20 protein-coding genes are annotated in these 24,132 nt (G+C 65.9%); 11 read left to right on the top strand and 9 right to left on the bottom strand.

Annotated elements, in window-relative coordinates; all coding sequences use genetic code 11:
* Nucleotides 1-35: 35 nt before the first annotated feature.
* The 7 genes from EEB11_RS08435 (at nucleotide 36) to EEB11_RS08405 (ending at nucleotide 8,083) form a co-directional block, all read left to right on the top strand.
* Nucleotides 36-947, top strand: coding sequence for a cation diffusion facilitator family transporter (locus EEB11_RS08435; protein WP_135430238.1), 912 nt, complete (start codon nucleotides 36-38; stop codon nucleotides 945-947).
* A 129-nt stretch (nucleotides 948-1,076) separates the two neighbouring features.
* The gene (locus EEB11_RS08430) at nucleotides 1,077-1,727 is read left to right on the top strand and encodes a TetR/AcrR family transcriptional regulator (RefSeq protein WP_135430236.1); all 651 of its coding nucleotides are present in this window, start codon (nucleotides 1,077-1,079) and stop codon (nucleotides 1,725-1,727) included.
* Entirely contained in the window at nucleotides 1,724-2,899 is a 1,176-nt protein-coding gene (locus EEB11_RS08425; protein ID WP_135430234.1) for a pyridoxal phosphate-dependent aminotransferase, read from the top strand. The genes EEB11_RS08430 and EEB11_RS08425 overlap by 4 nt, the downstream gene beginning before the upstream one ends.
* A 3-nt stretch (nucleotides 2,900-2,902) precedes the next feature.
* Entirely contained in the window at nucleotides 2,903-4,474 is a 1,572-nt protein-coding gene (locus EEB11_RS08420) for a 5-guanidino-2-oxopentanoate decarboxylase (protein WP_135430232.1), read from the top strand.
* A gap of 146 nt (nucleotides 4,475-4,620) precedes the next feature.
* Entirely contained in the window at nucleotides 4,621-5,202 is a 582-nt protein-coding gene (locus tag EEB11_RS08415) for a peptidoglycan-binding domain-containing protein (RefSeq protein ID WP_135430230.1), read from the top strand.
* Nucleotides 5,203-5,579: 377 nt separating this feature from the next.
* Nucleotides 5,580-6,119: an RNA polymerase sigma factor gene (locus tag EEB11_RS08410; protein WP_135430228.1), complete on the top strand. Its 540-nt coding sequence runs from the start codon at nucleotides 5,580-5,582 to the stop codon at nucleotides 6,117-6,119.
* Nucleotides 6,116-8,083 carry a YfbK domain-containing protein gene (locus EEB11_RS08405; RefSeq protein WP_135430226.1) on the top strand — a complete coding sequence of 656 codons (1,968 nt, stop codon included), beginning with the start codon at nucleotides 6,116-6,118 and terminating at the stop codon, nucleotides 8,081-8,083. Before EEB11_RS08410 ends, EEB11_RS08405 begins: the two co-directional genes overlap by 4 nt.
* Before the next feature lie 69 nt (nucleotides 8,084-8,152).
* Here the strand turns inward: EEB11_RS08405 and EEB11_RS08400 are convergent, their stop codons facing one another.
* Nucleotides 8,153-8,617, bottom strand: coding sequence for an Hsp20 family protein (locus EEB11_RS08400; RefSeq protein ID WP_135430224.1), 465 nt, complete (start codon nucleotides 8,615-8,617; stop codon nucleotides 8,153-8,155).
* A 163-nt stretch (nucleotides 8,618-8,780) separates the two neighbouring features.
* A complete protein-coding gene (locus EEB11_RS08395; protein ID WP_135430222.1) occupies nucleotides 8,781-9,632 on the bottom strand; it encodes a trypsin-like serine peptidase in 852 nt (283 codons plus the stop codon).
* Nucleotides 9,633-9,850: 218 nt separating this feature from the next.
* On the opposite strand from EEB11_RS08395, the gene EEB11_RS08390 reads away from it, so the two are divergent.
* On the top strand, nucleotides 9,851-10,189 hold the full coding sequence (locus tag EEB11_RS08390; protein ID WP_135430220.1) for a hypothetical protein: 339 nt from the start codon (nucleotides 9,851-9,853) through the stop codon (nucleotides 10,187-10,189).
* Between the two features lie 52 nt (nucleotides 10,190-10,241).
* Here the strand turns inward: EEB11_RS08390 and glcF are convergent, their stop codons facing one another.
* The 3 genes from glcF to EEB11_RS08375 all read right to left on the bottom strand — a co-directional run bounded on the left by glcF (nucleotide 10,242) and on the right by EEB11_RS08375 (nucleotide 14,169).
* Nucleotides 10,242-11,540, bottom strand: a complete 1,299-nt coding sequence (glcF, locus tag EEB11_RS08385; RefSeq protein WP_135430218.1) for a glycolate oxidase subunit GlcF — start codon at nucleotides 11,538-11,540, stop codon at nucleotides 10,242-10,244.
* Nucleotide 11,541: 1 nt separating this feature from the next.
* Entirely contained in the window at nucleotides 11,542-12,627 is a 1,086-nt protein-coding gene (locus tag EEB11_RS08380; RefSeq protein WP_135430216.1) for an FAD-binding protein, read from the bottom strand.
* A gap of 108 nt (nucleotides 12,628-12,735) precedes the next feature.
* The gene (locus tag EEB11_RS08375; RefSeq protein ID WP_135430214.1) at nucleotides 12,736-14,169 is read right to left on the bottom strand and encodes an FAD-linked oxidase C-terminal domain-containing protein; all 1,434 of its coding nucleotides are present in this window, start codon (nucleotides 14,167-14,169) and stop codon (nucleotides 12,736-12,738) included.
* Between the two features lie 121 nt (nucleotides 14,170-14,290).
* On the opposite strand from EEB11_RS08375, the gene EEB11_RS08370 reads away from it, so the two are divergent.
* Nucleotides 14,291-14,980 (top strand): DUF599 domain-containing protein, encoded by a 690-nt coding sequence (locus tag EEB11_RS08370; RefSeq protein WP_135430212.1) that lies wholly within the window; start codon nucleotides 14,291-14,293, stop codon nucleotides 14,978-14,980.
* 8 nt (nucleotides 14,981-14,988) lie between these two features.
* Here the strand turns inward: EEB11_RS08370 and EEB11_RS08365 are convergent, their stop codons facing one another.
* From EEB11_RS08365 to EEB11_RS08350, 4 genes are read right to left on the bottom strand one after another with little or no spacing between them, the layout of a single operon-like run.
* A complete protein-coding gene (locus EEB11_RS08365) occupies nucleotides 14,989-17,061 on the bottom strand; it encodes a hypothetical protein (RefSeq protein ID WP_210134404.1) in 2,073 nt (690 codons plus the stop codon).
* The gene (locus tag EEB11_RS08360; RefSeq protein ID WP_135430208.1) at nucleotides 17,061-19,832 is read right to left on the bottom strand and encodes a DUF4159 domain-containing protein; all 2,772 of its coding nucleotides are present in this window, start codon (nucleotides 19,830-19,832) and stop codon (nucleotides 17,061-17,063) included. The genes EEB11_RS08365 and EEB11_RS08360 overlap by 1 nt, the downstream gene beginning before the upstream one ends.
* The gene (locus EEB11_RS08355; RefSeq protein WP_245298830.1) at nucleotides 19,832-20,701 is read right to left on the bottom strand and encodes a DUF58 domain-containing protein; all 870 of its coding nucleotides are present in this window, start codon (nucleotides 20,699-20,701) and stop codon (nucleotides 19,832-19,834) included. The genes EEB11_RS08360 and EEB11_RS08355 overlap by 1 nt, the downstream gene beginning before the upstream one ends.
* Nucleotides 20,698-21,711 carry an AAA family ATPase gene (locus EEB11_RS08350; protein ID WP_135430206.1) on the bottom strand — a complete coding sequence of 338 codons (1,014 nt, stop codon included), beginning with the start codon at nucleotides 21,709-21,711 and terminating at the stop codon, nucleotides 20,698-20,700. Before EEB11_RS08350 ends, EEB11_RS08355 begins: the two co-directional genes overlap by 4 nt.
* A gap of 256 nt (nucleotides 21,712-21,967) precedes the next feature.
* On the opposite strand from EEB11_RS08350, the gene EEB11_RS08345 reads away from it, so the two are divergent.
* Together EEB11_RS08345 and EEB11_RS08340 are read left to right on the top strand one after the other, a co-directional pair.
* Entirely contained in the window at nucleotides 21,968-22,513 is a 546-nt protein-coding gene (locus tag EEB11_RS08345) for a YaeQ family protein (RefSeq protein ID WP_135430204.1), read from the top strand.
* Between the two features lie 298 nt (nucleotides 22,514-22,811).
* The gene (locus EEB11_RS08340) at nucleotides 22,812-23,621 is read left to right on the top strand and encodes a sulfite exporter TauE/SafE family protein (RefSeq protein ID WP_135430202.1); all 810 of its coding nucleotides are present in this window, start codon (nucleotides 22,812-22,814) and stop codon (nucleotides 23,619-23,621) included.
* Nucleotides 23,622-24,132: the final 511 nt, after the last annotated feature.

Raw genomic sequence — 24,132 nt, 5'->3', positions numbered from 1 at the left:
GCATGCCCCTTCTGACGCGAGGCTTGGGGGCGCACATGGCATCCGAACAGACACGGCTGAATTTGTCGGCGGGCGTTGCCTCGGTTTCGGTTGCCGGGGTGCTGGTGATCCTCAAGCTCTGGGCACTGGGCCAGACCGGGTCTTTGTCGGTGGCGGCGTCGCTGGCCGACAGTGCGATGGATCTGATGGTCAGCCTGATGGCGATGGCGGCGATTCTGTATGCGGCCAAGCCTGCGGATGAAGACCATGCCTTTGGCCATACCTCGGCGGAAGATCTGGCCTCGCTGGGGCAGGCGATGTTCATTCTGGTCTCAGCGGGGGTGATCGGGGTTGCGGCGGTGCAGCGCTTGCTGGCACCCGAGCCGGAAACCCTGTCGCGCGAAGGCGTGGGCATGGGGGTGATGGCGGTGTCCATCCTGCTGACGCTGGGGCTGGTCATCTGGCAGGGCCGCGTGGCGCGGCGCACCGGCAACAAGGTGGTGGCGGCAGACCGGCTGCATTATCTGGGCGATCTGTTGCCGAACATCGGGGCGATTGCCTCGCTTTGGGCGTCGCGCGCCTTTGGCCTGACCTCGGTCGATTCGGTGGTGGCGCTGGCGGCGGCGGGGATGCTCGCGCTTGGTGCGGTGCGGATCGGGCGCGAGGCATTCCACGCGCTGATGGACCGGCGGGCCGACCCGGTGGTGATTGCCGGGATCGCCGCCCTGGCGCGCGATTGGCCGGGGGTGCAGGGTTACCATGACATCAAGACCCGGACCGCTGGCAGCCGGATCTTTGTGCAGATCCATATCGAGCTGGATGGCGACCAGCCCTTGCGCGCGGCGCATGCCATCGGGGCCGGGCTGCGACGCGCAATCCTGCAGGCCTATCCGCAGGCCGATGTGATCGTGCACAAGGATGTGTCAGCGGCCCCCGGCCCACTGGCCACACTCCCCGCGCCGGACTGACACAGCCGACGAAGGCGCTCTTTTCACACAAGGCTCTGCAGGTCTCGCCCGGTCAAAACCACATGTCATTGCGGCTTGGAATCCTGTGCGCTTCCTGCTAATTATACAAATGTATAATAAGGATGCCCCATGGCCGAGGACCGCCGCCCCTATCGCCGGGAAACGCAGGAACATCGCCGTGAGGCGCTGATCACGGCGGCGCTGGAGCTGATGGCCGAAGGCGGCCCGCAGGCGGCGACGGTGCGGGCGATTGCCGCACGGGCAGGCATCACGGCGGGGCTGATCCGGCATTACTTCCAGTCCAAGGATGATCTGACGCGCGCCGCATATGCCACGCTGATGGAGCGGATGACCGCGGAAAGTCTGGCCGCCAGCTGCGCCACCGACGACCCGGCGGCGCAGCTGGCGGCCTTTGTCGCGGCCAGCCTGCGCCCCCCGGTGATGGATGGCGAACGGGTGCGGCTTTGGGCCGGGTTCCTGCATCATGTGCGGCGTGACCCAAAGATGCATGCGGTGCATGAGGCAACCTATCTGAACTATCGCGACCGTTTGCAGGCCCTGATTCAGGCGCTGCCCGGCAAGGGCGACCCGGCCAAGGCGCGGGTGCTGTCGATTGCCTGCAATGCGGTGATCGACGGGCTGTGGATGGAAGGCGGTACGCTGTCCGACAGCTTTGCCGCCGGAGAGATGGAGCAGATCGGCCTGTCCGCCATCGCCGCAATCCTCAACGTGCCGCTGCCACCCCCACCCCCTGCCCCCAACTCAGCCGAGGTTCCATGAAATACGCTTCTGTTCTTGATGATCTGGCCGGTCTGGGCGGTGCCAAATGGGGGGTCCATATCCGCGCGCGGGCGATGCAGGCCGAAGGCCGGCCGGTGCTGGAGCTGACCATCGGCGAGCCGGACACACCGCCCCCCGCCCGTCTGCTGGATGTTGCGGCAGCGGCGCTGACCTCGGGGCGCACCGGCTATTCCAACGGGCGCGGCGAGGCCGGGCTGCTGCGGGCACTGGCCGACCGCTACACACAGCGGCGCGGGCGGCGGTTTGAAACCGATCAGTTCCTGTGCCTGCCGGGCACGCAGACCGTGCTTTACATGGTGCTGCGCGCCTTGGCGGGTGCCGGGGATGAGGTGCTGGTGGGCGATCCGATGTATGCCACCTATGAAGGCGTCATCCGGGCCAGCGGGGCCACGATGGTGCCGGTGCCCTTGCGTGCCGAACATGGCTTTCGCATGCAGGCGGCGGATGTGGCGGCGCGGATCACGCCCCGCAGCCGGGTGCTCTTTCTGAACACGCCGCACAACCCGACCGGCGCAGTGCTGCGCGACGCCGATATCGCGGCCTTGGGTGAGGTGGCGCGCGCACATGATCTGTGGATCGTGTCGGATGAGGTGTATGAAGAGCTGGTGTTCGATGGCACTGAGTTTGTCTCACCCCTTTCGCATCCGGGTCTGGCAGACAGGGTGATCGCGGCCTCTTCCATTTCCAAATCCCATGCGGCACCGGGGTTCCGGTCAGGCTGGTGTGTGGGCCCGGGCGACTTCATCAGCCGCGCCTTGCCGCTGGCCGAAACCATGCTGTTCGGCAACCAGCCGTTTCTGGCCGATGCAACGGCAGATGCAATTGCCGCCCCCTCGCCCGTGGCCCGGGGCATGGCTGCGCGGTACGCGGCGCGGGCGCAGATGCTGGCCGAAGTGCTGGACGGTGTGGCGGGGCTGCGGGTGCATCGCCCCGATGCGGGCATGTTCGCGCTGCTGGATGTGCGGGCGACCGGACTGAGCGGCGAGGCGTTTGCGCTGGCCCTGCTGGAGGCGGAAGGCGTGGCCTGTATGCCGGGGGAAAGCTTTGGCGACGGGCTGGCGGGCTGGCTGCGGATCAGCCTGACGCAGCCCGATACGGTGATCGACGAAGCGGCGGCGCGGATCGCCCGCTTTGCACGGCAGGGGGCGTAAGCGATGGCAACGGTGGGAATGCGTCTGGTCGAGGGGCTGGCGGCGCGCGGGGTCAAAGTGGTGTTCGGCATTCCCGGTGTCCACACGGTCGAGCTGTACCGGGGGCTGGCCGGATCACCTGTGCGCCATGTGACCGCGCGGCATGAACAGGGCGCGGCCTTCATGGCCGATGGCTATGCCCGGGTGACCGGGCAGCCGGGGGTGGCCTTTGTGATTACCGGGCCGGGGCTGACCAATGCGCTGACCGCGATGGCACAGGCGCGCGCCGATTCTGTGCCGATGCTGGTGGTGTCGGGGGTAAACCGGCGCGATTCCCTGGGACAAGGTCTTGGCCTGCTGCACGAACTGCCCGATCAGGCCGGGATGGTGCGGGCGCTGTGCCCGACGCTGCGGGTGACTGCGCCCGAGACCTTGGGCCCGGTGCTGGACCGGGCCTTTGCGCTGATGCTGGGCGCGCGGCCCGGCCCGGTGCATATCGAAGTGCCGACCGATGTGATGGCGCTGGAGGCAGCGGCTTTGCCGCCTGCCATGCCGCTTGCGCTGTGCGCGCCGGATTCGGCGACGCTGGCCGATGCGGCGGCACTGCTGAACGCCGCGCAGCGGGTGGTCATTCTGGCCGGGGGTGGTGCCAGGGCAGCGGCGGGTCCGCTGCGCGCGCTGGCCGAGGCGCTCGATGCGCCGGTGGTGCAGACGGTGAACGCACGCGGCGTGATGTTCGGGCACGCCTTGGGCGTGCCCGCATCGCCCAGCCTTGATGCGGTGCGCGCGCTGATTGCCGGGGCCGATCAGGTGCTGGCCGTGGGCACTGAACTGGGGCCAACGGATTACGACATGTATGTGCGCGGCGGCTTTCCTGATCTGACGGGGATGATCCGGGTGGATGTCTGCGCCGAACAGCTGGCGCGGCACCGGGCCACGCTGCGCATACAGGCAGATGCCGGGCTGACGCTGGACGCGTTGGCGCAAACGGTGGTCGCGCGGCAGGCCGATGGTCCGGCACGAGCCGAGGCCGCACGCCGCGCCGCGCGGGCCGAACTGGCGGGGCTGCATCCGGCGATGCAGGCACAGCTGGCCATCGTCGAGGCGATCCGCGACGCGCAGCCCGGCGCGATCATCGCAGGCGACAGCACCCAGCCGGTCTATGCCGCCAACCTGTTCTACGATCACGACCGCCCAGGCGGCTGGTTCAACGCCGCCACCGGTTACGGCGCGCTTGGCTTTGGCCCGGGCGCGGCTATCGGTGCCGCGCTTGGCGCGCCCGGAACGCCGGTGGTCTGCCTGATCGGCGACGGTGGGTTGCAGTTCAGCGCTGCCGAGCTGCGCACTGCCCGGGACGAAGGCCTGCCCATCACCTTCATCGTCTGGAACAACCAAGGCTACCGCGAGATTGCCGAGGCGATGGCAGGCGCGGGCACCCAAGTGATCGGGTGCGATCCGTCGCCGCTGGATCTTGGCCCCTTTGCCGAAGCCTGCGGGCTGCCCTTTGCCAGCCTGCTTCCCGACCCCGATGCCCTGCGCGACGCGCTGCAGCAGCAGTGTAACGGTCCACGGCTGATCGAACTGCGGGCACCCTGAAATCCTCGCAATCACAAGTCATTGATTTCAAAGGCGCTATCCCATAGCACTGCGGCGTTTTTGCCTAGCGCGGCCTGTCTGCGCATATCCTTTCCCATCACAGCGGCGCTCTGCTCAGCCCCGCGATACCTGGGAAAGGAAACCCGATGTTTAAAAATGTGAAAACTGCCGCCATCGCTGCTGTCACCGCATTGTCCATCGCTGTCACCGCCGCTGCCCCGGCGCAGGCGCTTGGCAAGAACGAGCGCAACTTCCTGAAAGGCGTCGCCGCCACCGTGATCATCGGCGCGCTGATCAATGATGCGCAGGCCCGTGCGCCACAGGCCCAGCCGCAGCCGGTGTACCGGCCACAACCGCACCGGCAGCCGCAGCCGCAGTACCACCACCGCGACGACTACAACCAGCAGTATCGCCCGCGCAACGATTACAGCCAACAATACCGCCCGCGTAACGATCACCATCAAAGCACCAGCGGCCGGGTGATCGGGTCGAACAATTCCGTGCATGCCACGGTCGCGGCGCAGACCTTCAACACCTATTCCGCAGCGCAGCGCCGCGCGATCCAAAGCCGGCTGCGCGCCTTTGGCTATTACACCGGAGGCATTGACGCGTCTTTCGGCCCCGGCACCTACCGGGCCGTGGTGGCCTATGCCCGCGACAGCGGCGGCGAGCGTCAGTTGCAGACCCGCGCCGGCAGCTACGGCATCTATGACAGCCTGATCTACTGATCAGCCCACGGTTTTCCGCGTCTTGCCTGCGTGTCCCCAATGGCAAGGCGCACCCGGCACCCCGGCCTTCCCCGGGTCGGGGTGCTTATTTCGCGAAAAGTAATTTTAACCCTCGTCTTGCCCTGGTCCGGGGCAAGGCGGGACCTGCGCCCCGGCCGCTCTCGGGTCGGGGCGCAGGATTTTTTCCTTCTGTACTGCATTGAGCCTTCCCATGATCTTGCCAAACCGCCTTGCTGTTGTCCCCCAATGCAAGGTGCGTCCGGTGCCCCGGCCTTCCCCGGGTCGGGGCACCTATTTAAACCGCAATTTACCCTCCATCTGCCAAAGCGACCGCCAAGGATTGCCCCCCGGCGCGCGTCTGACCTACAGTGATGCTGATGGACACTTCTGATGAAACGCTTGCCCAAGCCGCAGCCTGCGGCGACCACGCCGCCTTTGCGGCGCTGGTGACCCGGCATTATGACCGGATTTTCGGGCTTGGCTGGCGGTTGACCGGCAGCCGCGCCGAAGCCGAAGATCTGGCGCAGGACATCTGCGCCGCCCTGCCCCACCGGTTGCGCGGCTGGCGGGCCGAAGCGCGGTTCACCACTTGGCTTTACCGTGTGGTGGTCAACGCCGCGCATGACGCCCGCCGCCGCGCCGCCGTGCGCGAGCGGGCGGCGACGGGTTGGGGGGATTGGGAAATCGCCCGGCAAGAGGCGATGGCCCAAGACCGCGCGGCACAAGACTGGCTGGCGGACGCCATGACGCGCCTGCCGGTGGAACTGCGCGACACCGTGGCGCTGGTGCTGGGCGAAGACATGACCCAGGCCGAGGCAGGGGCGATCCTGGACCTGTCCGAAGGCACGATTGCCTGGCGGATGTCCGAGGTGAAGAAACGGCTGCGCGTCCTGGCCACCGAAGAGGCAAAGGCATGACCCGCGATCCGGAACTCGACAAGCTGCGCGCCGCCCTGCAGACAGCACCCACCAGCGACCCCACCGCCCGGGCCGAGGCGTTGAACCGGGCGATGGCGGCCTATGAGGATTCGGCCCTGTCGCGCCAAGGATCGACGCCGCCGCTGCGTCCCACTGCTGACCGCGCCCCGACGGCGGGGTTTGCCAGCGGAGTGCGCAAGATGCTGAAAGCCCTGACCCTGAAACCCCTGCTGACCGCGACCACCTCTGCCGCAGCACTGGCAGTCGGGCTGGTGGTGCTGCTGCCGCAGGCCGAGGCGCCGACGGTCAGGATGGCTGCGCCAGAATCGGCGCAGGCCCCACCCGCTGCGGCCCCGGCAGAGATGGCCCCGGCAGAGCTGACAAGGTCCGCCCCCGGGCCGATGATGACCCGCAAGGCCGCCCCCGCCGAAGCCCCGACTGCGTCACAGGCAGGTGCGGCAGATCTGTCGCTGGAAGTGGCCCCGCAAACCATGGCCGCGCCGGAAGCCAACCTGATGGCCCCCGCGCCTGGCGCCGACGAAGAGGTCTTTGCCAACGCAGGTGCCAACCCGGTGCAGGTGACGGCAGAGGCGCCGGTGTCTGCCTTTTCCGCCGATGTCGACACCGCATCCTACGCCCTTGTGCGCAGCAGCCTGATGGCCGGTGCCTTGCCCGCCCCCGATGCGGTGCGGGTTGAAGAAATGGTGAACTACTTCCCCTACGCCTACCCCGCCCCCGAAGCCGGAGAGCCGCCGTTCCGCGCAAACGTGACCGTGATGCAAACCCCGTGGAATGCCGGTACCCGGCTGGTGCACATCGGCCTGCAAGGGCGGTTGCCCGAGGTGGCGGCGCGGCCACCGCTGAACCTTGTGCTGCTGATAGACACCTCAGGCTCGATGAATGAGCCGGGCAAATTGCCTCTGCTCAAACAATCGATGGGGCTGATGCTAGCCGAACTGCGGCCCGAGGATCAGGTGGCCATCGTCGCCTATGCCGGATCGGCGGGCGAGGTGCTGGCTCCCACCCCGGCCAGTGAACGCGCCACCATTCTGGCGGCGCTGGACCGGCTGGATGCCGGCGGCGCGACGGCGGGGGCCGCCGGGCTGACGCTGGCCTACACCCTTGCCGAAGGTATGACAGCGGCGGGCGAAGTCAGCCGCATTCTGCTTGCCACCGATGGTGATTTCAACCTCGGCGTCGATGATCCCGAAGGGCTGGAGGCGTTTGTCGCCCGCAAGCGCAAGACCGGCGTCTACCTGTCGGTGCTGGGCTTTGGCCGGGGCACTCTGAATGACGCGGTGATGCAATCACTGGCGCAGAACGGCAACGGCATGGCCGCCTACATCGACACCCTGCTGGAAGCGCGCAAGGTGCTGGTGGAACAGCTGACCGGGGCGCTGTTTCCGATTGCCGATGATGTGAAGCTGCAAATCGAATGGAACCCGGCCCAAGTCGCGGAATACCGGCTGATCGGATATGAGACCCGCGCCCTGCGGCGCGAGGAGTTCAACAATGATGCCGTGGACGCGGGCGAAATCGGGGCGGGCCATCAGGTGACGGCGATCTACGAGGTGACAGCGCCCGGCAGCCCCGCCCTGCGGAACGACCCGCTGCGCTATGGCACGGCGGTTTCCGATGCGATGGCCGATGAAGCCGCAATCGGGGACATTGTGGCCGATGCGCCAGAGCTTGGCTTTCTGCGCCTGCGCTACAAGGCCCCGGGCGAGTCCGTCAGCGCCCTGATAGAAGCGCCTATCGTGGCGGGCACCGAGGCTGACCCCGACGCACGCTTTGCCGCAGCCATCGCCGGCTTTGGCCAGCTGCTGCGCGGATCGGTCTATCTGGAGGCCTGGGGTTGGGATGAGGCCATCACGCTGGCAGAGGCGAACCAGGGCGAGGACCGCTTTGGCTATCGGGGCGAGGCGGTCAGCCTGATGCGGCTGGCGCAATCCTTGGCGCAGTAGGCAGAGCGACCCCAAAAAAAGCCCGCCGGACCATGTCCGGCGGGCGATTGATCCAGCGTCAGACCGTTATCAGACCGCAGTGCCTTCCAGCGCCTTGGCCTGCACGTCAGACGCGCGGCCAATCTCTATCCGGCGGGGCTTCAACGCTTCGGGCGTTTCGCGGACCAGGTCGATGTGCAGCATGCCGTGTTCATGCACGGCCCCGGTCACGCGGACATGGTCGGCAAGGGCAAAGCGACGTTCAAACGCGCGGGTAGCGATGCCACGGTGCAGAAAGGTTTTCCCCTCTGCCTCGGGGGCCTTGCGGGCGGTGACATGCAAAGCACCTTCCTTCACCTCGACCGACAATTCATCCGGGGTGAAACCAGCCACGGCAACCGAGATGCGATAGGCATCCTGATCCGTCTTTTCGATGTTGTAGGGCGGGTAGGTTGGTTGCGCCACATCGGTCGTCAGGGCGCGATCCACCAGATCGGCAATGCGGTCAAAACCGACGGTGGCACGATAGAGCGGGGCAAGATCAAAATTACGCATGGGTCATCCTTTTCAAAAGCGATGCAGTGGGAAGGCCCCCCGGTCAGGGGCGGCCAGTCAAGGGTCCGGGCCCATTGTGGCACCCGGATGATGGAAAGGTAGGAAGCGCAAAACCCGGTTTCAAGGGCATCCGGGCCACGGGCAACTGCCCGGCCCGGCGCGCTCAGGGCTGAACGAATTTTCCGCCCGACCCGCCCGACAAAACCCGCACATTGGCCGGGCGCAACCGCGACCCGCCCTCGGCCAGCTTGCTTTGCAGAAAGGCGATGTGGTCGGCCAGTGGCGTGCCAAGCGAGACCTTCCGGCCATCCACCTCGGCCTTGGCGGAAATCACCGAAACAATGCGCAAGGTGCCGTCGCGCAGCGAAAACACCGGCGCGCCCGACGACCCGAAATCGACATCACAAGACAGAACCAGCGTATCCAGCCCGTCGCCGATGGGTTTCAGCACCACCCCGGCCCGCAGCATGGATTGCCGCCCCAGCACATGGCAGACCTGTTGCAGCGACGGGGCCTCGGCCCGGTCCTGCGCATAAGACACCACACCCACCTCATCCCCCGTGGCGGGCCGTGCGTCGGTGGAATAGGGCCGGATCGACGGCAGGCGGATGGGCTGATCCAATTGCAAAAGCGCCACATCAAACGGCACCCGCTGCATGTTGTCGCCGCCACCATAGACATATTCCGGATGTGCCAGCGCGCGGCGCACCCCGCGATACGCCGCCGCCCGCCCGTTGCGCCAGCCGGCCAGAAACTGGATTGTTGATGCATCAATGCTGATGCCGGTTTCCTTGTCGAACAGGCAATGCGCCGCCGTCAGCACCAGATCCTCGGCAATCAGCGCCCCGGTGCAAAAGCCCCGGTCGCCCAGATCAAGCCGCCCCACCGCCTCCCAGCCGCGTGAATCGTCGCCGGTCTGCAGCGACCGCAAGCCATTGCCCTGCGCCAGTGCCGCACCTGTACCCCACAGGGCCAGCACCAGAAAAAGGGTGCCAATGGCTTGACCGAACCGCATAAACCCTCCGATGCCGGTAATTCGCCCAGCCTGCTTTTGCCGCGCCCGTCTTTGCGCAGTGCCTGCCCAATCAGGCCGATTTATGTCCGTGTCTGGCGCAAAAAGCCACAGCTGTCACCAAAGACTTGGCCACAGCCCCAACCCCGCGCCCCATGCTTGCCCGGAACCGTGCTTCGGGTTACATTGCCCACAATAAAAATAAACTCAGAGGCGAGCAAATGACCAACCGATTTTTGACACCCCTACCCCTGATCCTGGCTCTGGCCACCCCGGTCGCGGCTGACCCGACCGTGGGCCTTGGCCTGAGCTTCACCTGGGGCGGCGGATCGCAAGGCGATACCGGCGTCGGCCTGCGGGTGTTCTCGGATGATGAACGCAAGAAATTCGCCGGCACGGTCGGGGTCGATTTCATGCTGGGATCACAGACGATCCGCCCGAATGTCGGCATCGCCTATCTGGCGCGCGACAGCTATGTCGGCGCGGATGTCGGCTTTGGCCTTGACGGCAGCGGCGCGAATGTCGGCATTGGCCTGGGTCTGGCGGCGGATACCAAGTAACCGCCGATCCGGCAGGGATTATCCTCCCTGCCGCAAGGCGCTGCCCCTGTGATCACTTCGGCCCTGACGCGCCAAGCGCCCGGGGCCGGGGCCCACCGGTTGCCCAGTCCAGCAGCTCCACCGTATGCACGACCGGCACGCCGGTGGCCGACCCGATCTGCATCATGCAGCCGATATTGCCCGCCGCGATGATGTCGGGCACCTTTGCCTCCAACGTCTTCACTTTGCGTGCCTTCAGCTGCTGGCTGATCTCGGGTTGCAGCAGATTGTAGGTGCCTGCCGAACCGCAGCACAAATGGCTGTCCGCCGGCTCAACCACCGTGAACCCCGCGCGTTTGAGCAGGTCCTTGGGCAGGGTCTTGATCTTCTGGCCATGCTGCAGGCTGCAAGCGGCGTGATAGGCCACCTTGATGCCCTTGGGCGCACCTTCGGGCAAGGTGAGCTTGGTCAGCACCTCCGACACATCCATTGCCAGCCCGGCGATCGTGGTCGCGTCCTGCGCCAGCGGGTCTGTGCGGAACATATGGCCGTAATCCTTGATCGTGGTGCCGCAGCCGCTGGTGTTGATCACGATGGCATCCAAGCCAGCGCCAGCCTTCTCTGCCATCCACGCCCGAATGTTGGCGGCAGCCGAGGCATGCGACTGGTCGGTCTTGCCCATGTGGTGGGTCAGCGCCCCGCAACACCCTGCCCCCTTGGCCACCACCACTTCGGCCCCCAGCCGGCGCAGCAGGCGGATGGTGGCATCGTTGATATCGGTGTTCAGCGCCTTTTGCGCGCAACCGGTCATCAGCGCCACCCGCATCCGTTTGGGGGCCATGGGCGCAAACACCTGCGGGTCATCATTGCGGCTGACCGGCGGGATCGGCACCGCCGCCATGTCCAGCATCGCCCGCAGCCGCGCATCAGGCACCAGCGCGCGGAACGGCCGCGCCAGTTTCGCCCCCAGCATCGCCACCCGGAACCGCATCGGATGCGGGATGATCCAGGCCAGCACCGCGCGCAGCATCCGGTCCATGAACGGGCGCTTGTAGGTCGCCTCAATGTAATCGCGCGCGTGATCGACCAGATGCATGTAATGCACCCCCGATGGGCAGGTCGTCATGCAGGCAAGGCACGACAGGCACCGGTCGATATGCTTGACCGTCTGCGCATCCGCAGGGCGGCCCTGTTCCAGCATATCCTTGATCAGGTAGATCCGCCCGCGCGGGCTGTCCAGCTCATCACCCAGCACCTGATAGGTCGGGCAGGTCGCGGTGCAAAATCCGCAATGCACGCAGGACCGCAGCACCTCATTGGCGCGGGCAATGCCGGGATCTTTCAACTGATCAGGGGTAAAGGTGGTCTGCATGTCATGCCCCCATCAGGCCAGCGTTCAAAAACCCGCGCGGATCGAACTTCGCCCGCAAGCCACGCGTCAGCGCCGCCACGCCGGGCGGTTCGGGCTGGAACGCGCCCGGTCCCGCGCCGCGCACCCGCGTGGCATGGCCCTGAAACGCTCCCAACTGCGCCCGCAGATCGGCCCCCGGCACCATCAGCGCCCAGATCAGCCCGCCGCCCCAGTCATAAAGCACTTCGGCATCCCCCATCCGCGCCACCAGCCCCGGCGCGTCCGACGGCTTGACCGAGATGCGCCAGACATCGCCTTCGCGTCCGTGAAATGGCACCACATCGCGGATGGCGTCCCATCGGGCCGTGCCCTCTTCCATCTCCACTGTACCAAAGGCTGCCAGATGCCGCTGAAGCTGCGTCGCGCGGTACGCGACCGAAGCCGCAAACCCCTCGATCCGCAGGAACGTCCCCTGCCCCGGCCAATGCGCGGCCCCGTTCACCTCAAACGGTGACCCCAGCGCCGACGCCATCGCCTGCACCGCTTGGGCATCGGACAGACCCCGAATGACAAGCGTAGCCCCCGCCTCTGGCACCGGCAACAGCTTGAAGCTGACCTCGCTCAACACCCCCAAAGTGCCCCATGACCCGGCCATCAGCTTGACCAGATCATAGCCGGTGACATTCTTCATCACCCGCCCGCCGTTCTTGATCACCGTGCCTGCGCCATCGACAAACCGCACCCCGATCAGGCTGTCGCGGCACCCCCCCGCCTGCACCCGGCGCGGGCCGCTGGCATTGGCCGCCACCACCCCGCCCAAAGTGCTGTCGCCCAACCGCCCCAGCAGCCCGCGCATGTCGGGCACCTCGAACGGCAACCGCTGTCCTTCGACAGCCAGCAGCGCCTCCACCTCGGCCAAAGGCGTCCCCGCCCCCGCCACCAGCGTCAACGCCCCCGGCTCATACAGCGCGACACCCGACAGACCGCCAGTCTCCAGCACCTCACCTGTGCACGCCCCAACCGTCCGCGTGCCACCACCGCGCACCAGCACCGGCCCGTTGGCTGCGCGGATCGCCTCGGCCAGCTCGGCCTCATTCGCAGGACGCATTCCCTGCCCTTTCATCTGTTCAAAAATATCCTAGGGGGGAACTCAGCGGTTTCGCCATCGGTTCAAGAAACCGCTGAGCTTGGGGGGGGCAGACAGCCCCCCGGCGGTTCAGGCAGCGCGACGGCTGGCCGTGACAGCCAGCGGAAACACCTTGGCCGGATTAAGCAACCAGCGTGGATCAAACACATCCTTGACCCACAGCTGTGCCTCCAGATCGTCGGGCGCGAATTGCACGCCCATCAGGTCGCGCTTCTCGATCCCCACGCCGTGTTCCCCGGTCAGACAGCCGCCCACCTCGACACACAGCCGCAAAATGTCGGCCCCCAACGCCTCGCATCTTTCCAGATCGCCGGGCTTGTTGGCATCGAACAGGATCAGCGGGTGCATGTTGCCGTCACCTGCGTGGAACACATTGGCCACATCCAGCCCGATGGCTTTCGACATCTCGCCAATCCGGCGCAGTACGTAAGGCAGCGATGACACCGGGATCGTGCCGTCCAGACACATGTAATCGTTGATCTGCCCCATCGCGCCAAAGGCCGATTTGCGGCCCAGCCAGATGCGCTTGGCCTGATCCTCATCCGCCGCCTCGCGGAATTCGACCGGGTTGTGGCGCAGGGCGATGGCCTTGATCAACGCCAGCTGTTCGTCAATCTCGGCGGGGCTGCCCTCGACCTCGATGATCAGCAGGGCCTCGCAATCGGGATAGCCAGCCTTGGCAAAGGCCTCGGTCGCCTCGATGCAAGGCCGGTCCATGAATTCGATCGCCACCGGCAGCACACCCGCCTTGATGATGTCAGACACGCATTCGCCTGCCACTTCGTTGCTGTCGAACCCCACCAGCACCGGCCGTGCACCCTCTGGCTTGGGCAGGATGCGCAGGGTGGCCTCGGTCACCACGCCAAGCTGTCCTTCGGACCCGCAGATCACGCCCAGAAGGTCTAACCCGCCCGAGTCCATATGCGCGCCGCCGATTTCCAGCACCGTGCCATCCATCTGTACCAGCGTGACACCCAGCAGGTTGTTGGTCGTCACCCCGTATTTCAGGCAATGCGCCCCGCCGGAATTCATCGCGATATTGCCCGCAATGGCGCAGGCCAGCTGGCTTGACGGGTCGGGCGCGTAAAAGAATCCGTCCTGCTCCACCGCGCCGGTCACGCTCAGGTTGGTGCGGCCCGACTGCACCCTGATAAAGCGGTTGTCGTAGTCCGTTTCGAGCACCGCATTCATCCGTGCCACGCCCAGAATAACGCAATCCGCCGTCGGCAACGCCCCCCCGGCCAGCGATGTGCCAGACCCGCGCGGCACCACCGGCACGCCCGCCTCGTGGCAGATGCGCAGCACATCCGACACCTCTGCCGTGGTGCGCGGCAGCACCACCGCCAGCGGCGGGCAGCGATAGGCCGTCAACGCATCGCATTCATAGGCGCGGGTTTCCGCCGCATCCTCGATCACCGCATCTGGGGGAAGCACCGTGCGCAACCGGGCCACGATCTGCGGCTTGGCAGACAAAACCATGCTGTTCGGCGCGGGCATTTCCATTGGCGTTCCCCTGACAAAGTGGTGACACTAATCCAAGCAATAAGCTTAACCCAAGGATTGGTAAAATGAAATCACCAATTTTGGCGTGGGAAAGCGTTTGGGCTTTGGCTACAGTCCGCGCATGACATCATTGTTCGCCACATTCTCGCTGGACGCGCTGGACGGAATCGCTCTTGCGGTCCTGATCCTTACATGGGCGGTCACGGGCTGGCTGGCCGAACACCCGCCAGCATCGCGGCCTTCGGTCTCGGCCCTGATGGCCGGATACCGCCGCGAATGGATGCGCCAGTTCGTCACCCGCTCGCCCCGCATCTTCGACGCCAATATCATCGACTCTCTGCGCCAAAGCACAGCCTTTTTCGCCTCGGCCTCGATGATCGCCATCGGCGGCGGCGTGGCGCTGATTGGCAATGTGACCACTCTGGAAGGGCTGGCCCATGACCTGACGCTAGAGGCGGCGGGGGTCCGGGTCGAGCTGAAGATCATCCTCGTGCTGGTGTTTCTGGCCAATGCGCTGCTGAAATTTGTCTGGGCTCACAGGCTGTTCGGCTATTGCGCGATCCTGATGGCCTCGGTGCCGAATGATGTGGCTGATCCGCAAGCCTATCCGCGCGCCGATCAGGCCGCAGAGATCAACATCACTGCCGCCAAAAGTTTCAACCGCGGGCTACAATCGATCTATTTCGCCCTTGCTGCCATCACATGGCTGCTTGGGCCATGGGCGTTGATCGGGGCCACAGTGATCACCTGCTTCGTGCTGCTGCGGCGTGAATTCGCCTCGCTCTCGCGCGAGGTGATGCTGGCCCGCTGACCCGGTGGTCAACTTGCCCGGCGTGCGCCCTTGCGGCCCTCGATCAGCCAGGCGGTGATCGCAAAGCCTGCCACCAGCATCAACCAGGCCCAGCCCGGCAGCAATGCCGCCACCCGTACATCCTGCGTCACATAAGCCCCGCGCGGGGTGATCCCGATCCAGCCACGCCCCGAGGCAGGCCGGCCGTCACGCACCGTGCGCACATCCGGCGCGCCATCCGACAGGCGCAACACGCCGCCATTGGTGGCGGCCACAGCGTCGGCCAGCGGCGCGCCCGAGGCGATGGTTTCCACAAATTCGCGCGGTGAGGACGGGCCAATGGCCACCACGCGGCTCAGACCACCTTGTTCCATCCGGTAGAGGCCCACACTGGGGGCCTCGAACACGCCCTCATGCCGGCCGGGCGATACCTCATCCAGCGTCAACGCCGTTTCTGTGCCATCAGGCTCGGTGATCGTCACATCCCCCGGCGGGGTCTCTTCGATGCTGCGGCGGATCACGGTCAGCATCTGGCCCGACACCGTGCCGGTCAGGGTTTCTTCCTCCAGCTCCGGCTCTTTCAGCATCCAGTGGGCCAACCGGCGCAGCAGTTCCAGCTGCGGCCCGCCGCCTTCATAGCCGCGGCCCCAGAGCCACGCATGATCCGACGCAAGGATCGCCACGCGCCCTTCCTCTACCCGGTTCAAGATCAGCAATGGCCGCCCCTCCGGCCCTTCCATCACCACCTGGCCCGCGCGCGGGATCACATCGACCATGCGAAACCAGCGGCCCCAGCCACCCTCAGGGGCCAGATCTTCCAGCCCTTCGGTCACCGGATGGCGGCGGCCAAGGTCGGTCAGCGCAGGCTGAAACCCGCCCTCGATCACCCGCGCCGTCGGATCGGCAGGCAGGATCTCGGCAAGGGGCGACCGCCACAAACTGTCCACCGCGCCATATTCCGGGCCCGCGGCCACCAGAACCGTACCGCCCCCGCGCACATAATTCACGATGTTTTCCATGTAGGACATCGGCAGGATGCCCCGCATCGAATAGCGGTCGAACACGATCAGATCGAATTCCTCGATCTTTTCCACGAACAATTCGCGCGTGGGAAAGGCGATCAGCGACAGTTCTGATACCGGAATGCCATCCTGCTTTTCCGGCGGGCGCAGGATGGTGAAATGCACCAGATCCACGCTCGCATCCGATTTCAGCAGGTTGCGCCAGACCCGTTCGCCGGCATGCGGCTCACCCGACACCAACAGCACGCGCAGCCGGTCCCGCACGCCGTTGATCTGCACCACGGCGGCGTTGTTGCGGTCGGTCAACTCGCCCTCGGCGGCGGCGACGGTGAATTGCAGCACGTTCATGCCGCCATGCGGCAGCGTCACCGGCAGTTCCAGATCCTCACCCACCGGCACGCTATAGGTCTGCGGCGCATCGGCATCCACCGCGATGGTCAGTTCCGCCATCGGGCTGACGCTGGCAGGCACCGCGCCCTGATCCTCGATCCGCAGGGTCAGCATCACCTCTTCGCCTAAGATGGCAAAGGCGGGGGCATTCTTCACGATCAAGCGCCGGTCCCAATCTTCCGGCTCACCGGTCAACAAAAGATGCAGCGGCGCGGGCAGGTTCGGCGCGATGTCAAGGTCATGCACCTGCCCGTCGCTGATGATCACCGCACCCGCCACCCGCGCGCGCGGCTCTTCGGCCAGCGCCTCTGCCAGCGCCGTCATCGCCAGAGTGCCCGCATCCTCCGGTCCGTCGCCCACGCGCGTCACGCGCAGTTCGGTGTTGTCCAGCGCCGCGACCTCAGCCTCCAAAGCCGCCAACGCGCGTGCCGTCTGACCTGGGCGATCCGACAACTGCTGGCTGGCACTGTCATCGACCACCGCAATCACGATGTCGGACTGCGGCGCACGGTCCTCTTCCTGCAACGCCGGATTGGCCAGTGCCAGCAGCACCAGCCCCGCCGCCACCGCCCGCAACCCCCAGCCCGACAGCCCGCGCATCACCGCCAGCGCCAACAGCACCACGGCAAAGGCCATGGCCCCCCAGATCATCGGCCACGGAGTCAGCGGCGCGAACACAAGGCTTTGCATCATTGGCCAAGCCTTTCCAGCAGGGCAGGCACATGGACCTGATCGGATTTGTAGTTCCCCGTCAGCACATGCATGATCAGGTTGACGCCAAAGCGATACGCCAGCTCGCGCTGCCGCTCTCCGGCAAAGCCGCGCCCCACCGGCAACATGGGCGCGCCATTGGCCCCCACCGCCCAGGCCGAGGCCCAGTCATTGCCGCCGATCACCACCGGCGTCACCCCGTCATTCAGGTTGCGGAACGGCATCCCGTCGACCTGTTCAGCATCGGGCGGGGCTGCCTCCACCCACAGCGGGCTGCGCTGATGGCGACCCGGAAAATCCTGCAACAGATAGAAGGTGCGGGTCAGCACATGATCGGCCGGGATCTGCTCTAGCGGCGGGATGTTCAGCCCGGCGGCAAGGCGTTGCAGGTGCTGGCCCTCGGGCGAGGTGCCGCCCGCCAGATCTGCATCGCGGGTGTCGAAGAGGATCATCCCGCCAGTGCGCAGATAATCGTTCAGCCTGGAGTAGGCAGTGGCCGACGGCAGCGGCTGCGCGGTAGACACCGGCCAGTACAGGAACGGAAAGAACGCCAGTTCGTCGGTTTCGATATTCACCCCCACCGGCGGGTCCGGCTCGATCGAGGTGCGCTGCCACAGGATCTCTCCCAGACCCAGCAGCCCCGCCGCCGCCGTTTCATCCAGCCGCGCATCGCCCGTCAGCACATGGGCCAGCACAAGGCCCGTTGTCGCCTCCAGCGCCTTGGCGTCATCGGTCATGTCCTGCGCCCCGGATTGCGCCTGTGCTTGCGGCACCATCAGCACCAGCGCCGCCAACGCCGCCGCCCCGCGCGCAAAGCCGCCCAGACGGCCAGATACCCAAAGTGCCGCAAGAATATCCAGCATCAACAGCATCAACCCACCCGACAGGAACGCGCCCTTCAGCGCCTGTTCGGGGGGCGTGTCCAAGCCTTCTATCAGCGTGCCCTGTGGCCATGTGGCGGCGGCCAGCGTGGACTCGGACGTGATCACGTTCAGCGCCACCCGCCGGTCCGCCCCGGCATACAGCCCCGGTGGCTGATCAGGACCGGGGCCTGTGGCCATGGCCCGCGCCAGCACGTCGCCCGGTTGGCCGGGCAGATCGCCCGCCTCCTGCGGCTGGCCGTAGGCGTCCAGCACCACCTCTGGCACCCAGATCTGGCCGACCAGATCGGCAGCCTCGGGTGCCACGGGGCGGGTGGAAACGGCCATCCGCTCCAGCATCGACATGAACAACCCCGACAGCGGCAGGGTGGACCATTCGGCATTCGCCGTTACATGCACCAGCACCACCTGCCCCTGCCCCACCGCCTTGCGGGTGACCAGTGGCGTGCCATCTGCCAGCGCCGCAATCGTGCGGTCTGCCAGTTCCGGGTCGGGCTGCGCCAGCACCTGCGAGGTGATAGTCACATCCCCCGGCAACGGCAGCCCGTGGAATGGCGAGTCTTCAGGAAAGGGTGCAAGCGTCTTCGGCTCACCCCAGCTCATGGCGCCGCCCACCGACCGCCCGCCTTCACGCAGCCGCACCGGCAGCAGTGGGTCTTCCACCGTGCGGCTGATGTCCGACGCCGCCATCTGCGGCCCGGCAAAGCGCAAGAGCAGGCCGCCAGTGTCCAGCCAGTCCAGCAGCGCATCGGTGTCAGACTGCGACAGCCGCGCCACATCGGCCATGATCACCACATCGGGCGAGGCCAGCAGCAAGTCGGTCAATGACCCTTCCATCAGGTCGGCCACCGGCTCCAGCGCCTGCCGCAGGTAATGCAGTGGCGACAACAGTTGCAGCCCCTCGCGGTCCGCGCCACCACCGATCAGCGCGACCTTGCGCCGTTTCAGGCTGTCATCAGTCAGGCTGACCGCACCCGCTGACCGCAAGCCAGCAATCTCGAACCGGGTGATCCGGTTGCGCAGTTCCGGCGGCAGCGACAGCGCCGCCTCGGCCCGTTCGGCCCCCAGCCCGAAATCCAGCGCAATCCGCGCCAACTCCCGCTCCACCCCCGACGGATCGGGGCCGCGCGCCGACACCTCGACCGATACGGGGTCGGCCGCAGGCAGGCGGGTGGCGGCAAGCTGGATCGCCCCTTCGTCATACATCGCCGGATGCAGCGCAAACACCGGGCGCGGGCTTTCGAACACGGTCACCGTGCCCTTGGCCTCGAACGCATCCATCAGCGCGCCGCGCGCCGGGTGGTCAAGTCCATCCGACAGCCAGAACGTGTCAAACCCGCCCTCGGGCAGCGCGCCCGCCCATCCGGCCAGATCGCGTGGGCTCCATGCCTGCGGCGTCACCCCGGCCAACCGCGTCGCCACGGCATCGGCGGCCTGAAACGCCACCTCGCCCGGCGCATCGCTCAGCCGGATCAGCGCCACCGGGCGGCCATCACGCGCCGCTTCGTCCAGCAGCGCCGATGTCCGGTCCAGCCTTCGCGGCCAGTCGCGCGCATCGGCCCATGTCGCATCCATGGCAATCAGCAGCGGGCCAGTGCCCGCCTGCCGTTCAACCGGGTTCAGCACCGGCCCGGCAAAGGCGATGATCGCCGCCGCAATCGCCGCCATGCGCAGCAGCAGCAACCACCACGGCGTCTTGTCGGCCTCGGCCTCGTCATCCTGCAACCCCAGCAGCAGCGCCACCCCCGGAAAACGTCGCCGGATCGGCGCGGGCGGCACCGCGCGCAAAAGCAGCCACAGCACGGGCAGCGCCAGCAGCCCCAACAGCAGCATGGGCGTGGCAAAGCCGATGGGGCCCAGCATGAACATCAGCGCCCCCCCTGCAAGGCAGAATAGATCCAAAGCAATCCCGCCTGCGCGGGTTGCCCGGTGTGATGCGTGGTCACATGCCAACCCACCGCGCGGGCAAGCGTGGCCAGCCGGTCCTTGCGTTCCGCCAACCGCGCGAGATAGCGGTCCCGCAGATCGCCCGCCTGCTGGGTTTCGTGCCGCACGCCCCCGCCCATTGATTCAAACACTGTCCGACCCGAGAACGGAAATTCCTCCTCTGCCGGGTCCAGCACCTGCACCAGCGCGCCCCGCACGCCCCGGTCGGCGGCGGCGGTCAGGGCCGCCTCCAACGCGTTAAGATCGCCAAAGAAATCCGACAGGAACAGCGCACGGCCATGACTGACCATGCCGGTGGCGGACGGCGTGCCGTATTCGCCGCCCTCCTCTGCCCCCGACAGCACCGCCGCCAGCTTCACGATTTGCGACCGTCCGGGGCGCGGAGGCGCCGCGTCGCCCGCAAGCCCGACGCGTTCGCCCGCCCGCAACAGCAGCACCGCTGTGGCCAGCGCCAACACCTTGGCGCGGTCAGCCTTGGGCGCGCGGGATTTATCGCCCGAAAACGCCATCGACTTCGCCGGATCGACCCAAAGCGTCACCGATTGCGCCGATTGCCATTCCCGCTCGCGCACGAAATGCGCATCCCCCCGCGCCGACCGGCGCCAGTCGATCAGCCGCGCCGAATCACCCGCATTCACGGGGCGGTATTGCCAGAATTCATCCCCCTGCCCCGCGCGCCGGCGCCCGTGTTCCCCCATCATCACCGTGGCGGCCAGCAATTCGGCCTCCGCCAGCAGGGGTGGCAACGACTGGCCAAGCGCCTCGGCGCGGGACTGAAGGTCAAGGCTCACGCAGCGGCCTCAAGGCGCAGGGTGCGGCTGGTCACGCGGTCAATGATGCCCGCCAGCGTCTCGCCCCGTGCCCGCGCCGCAAAAGACAGCGCCATCCGATGCGTCAGCACCGCCCGGCTCATCGCCGCCACATCCGAAACCGACGGCGCCAGGCGTCCGTCCAGCAACGCGCGTGCCCGCACCGTCAGCATCAGGGCCTGCGCCGCACGCGGGCCGGGGCCCCAGCTCAGGCTGCCCTCCAGATCGCGCCCCTCGGCCTCACCCGGACGGCAGGCGCGGACCAGATCAAGGATCGCTTCCACCACGGCCTCACCTACCGGCATCCGCCGCAGCACCGCTTGCGCAGCCAGCAGCTCATCGGCGGCAAACACCTGCGTCGATTCCGCTTCCTCGGCCCCGGTCGTCGCAATCAGGATATCCCGCTCGGTCGCGCGCGTGGGATATTCCACATCGACCTGCACCAGAAACCGGTCCAGCTGCGCTTCGGGCAGCGGATAGGTGCCTTCCTGTTCAATCGGGTTCTGCGTCGCCAGCACGTGGAACGGACGGCCCAGCTTGCGGTGCTGGCCCGCGATGGTCACTTCCTTTTCCTGCATCGCCTGCAACAGCGCCGATTGCGTGCGCGGGCTGGCGCGGTTGATCTCATCCGCCATCAGCAACTGGCAAAAGATCGGCCCTTCGATGAACCGGAACGCCCGCGCCCCGCCATCTGCGGTTTCCAGCACTTCAGACCCCAGAATATCGGCAGGCATCAGGTCGGGCGTGAACTGGATGCGGTTGGCAGACAGCCCCATCACCGTGCCCAGCGTATCAACCAGCCGCGTCTTGCCCAACCCCGGCAAGCCCACCAGCAGCGCATGCCCGCCGCACAGCATCGACGCCAGCACCAGATCGACCACCTTCTCCTGCCCGATGAAGCGCCGGTTGATCGAGGCCTTGGCCTGCCCCAGCCGGTCGCCCAGCCGCTCAATAGCCTCCACCAGATCGGTTTCGGGGGGGGATATGGCCATGTCGACGCCTCCATTGGGGTTACCGGGTCTCATTAGAGCGAGTTATGCCGCAAGGCACAAATGGCAAAAGCCGGTAAGGGACAAATGATCGTGAGATGGGGCAGAGCACAGGCCGGGAAGGCCGCAGGGCTGCCCAAAGGCTGACCATATCCAATACGGTCAATCGCAGGGCACCAGCGATCACGCCCGCTTTATCGGCTTTCGCAAGACGGCCAGACGCAGTAGGCACCCTCAACCTCAAGAGGGCGGAACAATCATGGCGCAGAATGCCACCATCTACAAAGTCGAGCTTTCTGTGTCCGACATGGACCGCCACTATTACGAGACGCACAAGCTGACCGTGGCCAGGCACCCGTCTGAAACCGAAGAGCGCCTGATGGTGCGCATCATCGCCTTTGCGCTGAACGCGCATGAGAATCTTGAGATGACCAAGGGCATTTCAACCGACGACGAGCCCGACATCTGGCAAAAAAGCCTGAGCGGCGAGCTGGATGTCTGGGTGGCACTCGGGCTGCCGAGCGAAAAGGTGATGCGGCAATCGTGCAGCAAGGCCGGCAAGGTGGTGGTCTACCCCTATGGCGGACGAACCGCCGAGATGTGGTGGGACAAGATCAAAACCAGCACCACCCGCTTTGCAAACCTGCACGTCATCGGACTGTCCGAAAAGGACACCGGCGCATTGGCAGCCCTCGCCAGCCGCGCGATGAAGCTTCAGGTGAATATTCAGGATGGCGATGTGATGGTCAGCGTCGGCGACAGCATCGTGAACATCACCCCGCTCATGTGGAAGAGTGCGGCATAGAACGCAGATCCCTGTAAAACGGGCAGGCCGGGCGCAGCTTCTCGGCTGGCTGGCAGGGGCAGAACGGCCCGATGTCCCGGCTGGAACCGTGCTGCGGGTCGCCACAGGGGCCACCATGCGCCAAGCCTGCACCGCTGCAGGCATCGACCCTGACGCCCCCCTTTGGGCATCCCCGCAACCGCCGTCTGACGATCGTCCACAGGGCCACTATGGAAGCTGCCTGCCCCCCGTTGCCGCAAGGTTTCGGGGGATCTTTTTTTTCGTTGCATGTTCGAAATGTCCGGGTAGCTATATCGGTATGATAAAAGAAACCTACGCCGAAGTCCCGAACCGCAGTAAGCCCGCAGCCTTCATAGGCGGCGCAGCCATCGGAACCCTTGGCGGTTTGATCGGACTTGGCGGAGCCGAATTTCGGCTTCCGATTTTGATCGGTATGTTTCGCTTCGCCGCGCTTGAAGCCGTGATTTTGAACAAGGCAATGAGCCTTGTCGTCGTCGCAACGGCGTTACCGTTCCGGGCCGGGACCGTTCCCTTTTCCGAAATTGCTTCGCATTGGCCGATTGTTGTGAACCTGCTTGCCGGAAGCCTTGCAGGGGCCTGGTTTGGCGCAGGATGGGCAACCCGGCTAAAGTCGGAAACGCTCTACAAGGTTCTTGCCGTTTTGTTAGTCGCAATCGCCGCCGTTCTTCTGTTCGGACATGAACCTTCTTCGACTGGCGCAATTCTCACGGGCACCGCGCAGATGGTCGCAGGCGTCGTCGCAGGCTTCGGAATTGGTGTTGTTGCATCGCTTATGGGCGTTGCCGGAGGCGAACTGCTTATCCCCACATTGGTTTTGCTGTTCGGGGCCGACGTGAAACTAGCCGGGTCGTTGTCGCTCGCGGTCAGCCTTCCGACGATGATTGTAGGCTTTACCCGCTACAGTCGCGACCAGAGCTTTGCCGTTCTTGGGCGCAACCGGGCATTTCTGTTGGTCATGGCTGCAGGTTCCGTCGTCGGCACGTTCATCGGAGGGCTTCTATTGGGCGTGATCCCTGACGGGGTCTTGCTTCCCGCGCTTGCCGCAATCCTGTTGATTTCTGCCGTGAAGGTCTGGCGTCACGCCTAGGGCGATCAACTTTGCCGTAACATCGCCAACCTGGTCTTTATCTGTAGGGTGCTTTTCGGGCACCATTTTGTCATGCTTGGGTTGTCAGTGAAGGCTCTGGACCCTGCGGATTATCGGAAAAATCATCATCTTACAGGGATAAGTGGCAGCCCGTAGGGGAGTGCCAGATGCCGAAGAAACCCAATGAATTATAACCAATGTGGACCACGGGGGTCACGAAGAGGGTTCATGAGGATCAATGGGTTATGATGCAGATGGACCACGGCTTCGGCGATAGATCTGTCATTCGCCGCGGGTGCTCGGCAAGACGTTGTCGAGTATCAACTTAGGCCCGTCCACAAGGAACAGTCGGTCCCTTCACAAAGGGCGGGGGCTGTGTGAGAACTCGGTGACAAGGGGGGCGACGGGCGCGGTTTTGGTCTGCGCGCGGATTCTGGCTCGGATCGGGCGCAAACTTGGTTGTGGACGCGTCTGGGGGCTCGAAAAGAAGCCTTGAAGCACGCCGAACCGT

Source organism: Pseudotabrizicola sediminis (genome assembly GCF_004745575.1).
GTDB classification, from domain to species: Bacteria; Pseudomonadota; Alphaproteobacteria; order Rhodobacterales; family Rhodobacteraceae; genus Pseudotabrizicola; species Pseudotabrizicola sediminis.
Note: the sequence above shows the minus strand (reverse complement) of the source record. Positions and strands in the feature narration are given on the sequence as shown.

Excerpts from the sequence above, each read along its gene's own strand:
- EEB11_RS08415 (WP_135430230.1), top strand. The coding sequence starts at position 4,621 with ATGTTTAAAAATGTGAAAACTGCCGCCATCGCTGCTGTCACCGCATTG.
- EEB11_RS08375 (WP_135430214.1), bottom strand. The coding sequence starts at position 14,169 with ATGGAAATGCCCGCGCCGAACAGCATGGTTTTGTCTGCCAAGCCGCAG.
- EEB11_RS08340 (WP_135430202.1), top strand. The coding sequence starts at position 22,812 with ATGATAAAAGAAACCTACGCCGAAGTCCCGAACCGCAGTAAGCCCGCA.
- EEB11_RS08360 (WP_135430208.1), bottom strand. The coding sequence starts at position 19,832 with ATGTTCATGCTGGGCCCCATCGGCTTTGCCACGCCCATGCTGCTGTTG.
- EEB11_RS08400 (WP_135430224.1), bottom strand. The coding sequence starts at position 8,617 with ATGCGTAATTTTGATCTTGCCCCGCTCTATCGTGCCACCGTCGGTTTT.
- EEB11_RS08405 (WP_135430226.1), top strand. The coding sequence starts at position 6,116 with ATGACCCGCGATCCGGAACTCGACAAGCTGCGCGCCGCCCTGCAGACA.
- EEB11_RS08350 (WP_135430206.1), bottom strand. The coding sequence starts at position 21,711 with ATGGCCATATCCCCCCCCGAAACCGATCTGGTGGAGGCTATTGAGCGG.
- EEB11_RS08370 (WP_135430212.1), top strand. The coding sequence starts at position 14,291 with ATGACATCATTGTTCGCCACATTCTCGCTGGACGCGCTGGACGGAATC.
- EEB11_RS08425 (WP_135430234.1), top strand. The coding sequence starts at position 1,724 with ATGAAATACGCTTCTGTTCTTGATGATCTGGCCGGTCTGGGCGGTGCC.
- EEB11_RS08345 (WP_135430204.1), top strand. The coding sequence starts at position 21,968 with ATGGCGCAGAATGCCACCATCTACAAAGTCGAGCTTTCTGTGTCCGAC.
- EEB11_RS08395 (WP_135430222.1), bottom strand. The coding sequence starts at position 9,632 with ATGCGGTTCGGTCAAGCCATTGGCACCCTTTTTCTGGTGCTGGCCCTG.
- EEB11_RS08420 (WP_135430232.1), top strand. The coding sequence starts at position 2,903 with ATGGCAACGGTGGGAATGCGTCTGGTCGAGGGGCTGGCGGCGCGCGGG.
- EEB11_RS08435 (WP_135430238.1), top strand. The coding sequence starts at position 36 with ATGGCATCCGAACAGACACGGCTGAATTTGTCGGCGGGCGTTGCCTCG.
- EEB11_RS08390 (WP_135430220.1), top strand. The coding sequence starts at position 9,851 with ATGACCAACCGATTTTTGACACCCCTACCCCTGATCCTGGCTCTGGCC.
- EEB11_RS08365 (WP_210134404.1), bottom strand. The coding sequence starts at position 17,061 with ATGCAAAGCCTTGTGTTCGCGCCGCTGACTCCGTGGCCGATGATCTGG.
- EEB11_RS08410 (WP_135430228.1), top strand. The coding sequence starts at position 5,580 with ATGGACACTTCTGATGAAACGCTTGCCCAAGCCGCAGCCTGCGGCGAC.
- EEB11_RS08430 (WP_135430236.1), top strand. The coding sequence starts at position 1,077 with ATGGCCGAGGACCGCCGCCCCTATCGCCGGGAAACGCAGGAACATCGC.
- glcF (WP_135430218.1), bottom strand. The coding sequence starts at position 11,540 with ATGCAGACCACCTTTACCCCTGATCAGTTGAAAGATCCCGGCATTGCC.
- EEB11_RS08380 (WP_135430216.1), bottom strand. The coding sequence starts at position 12,627 with ATGCGTCCTGCGAATGAGGCCGAGCTGGCCGAGGCGATCCGCGCAGCC.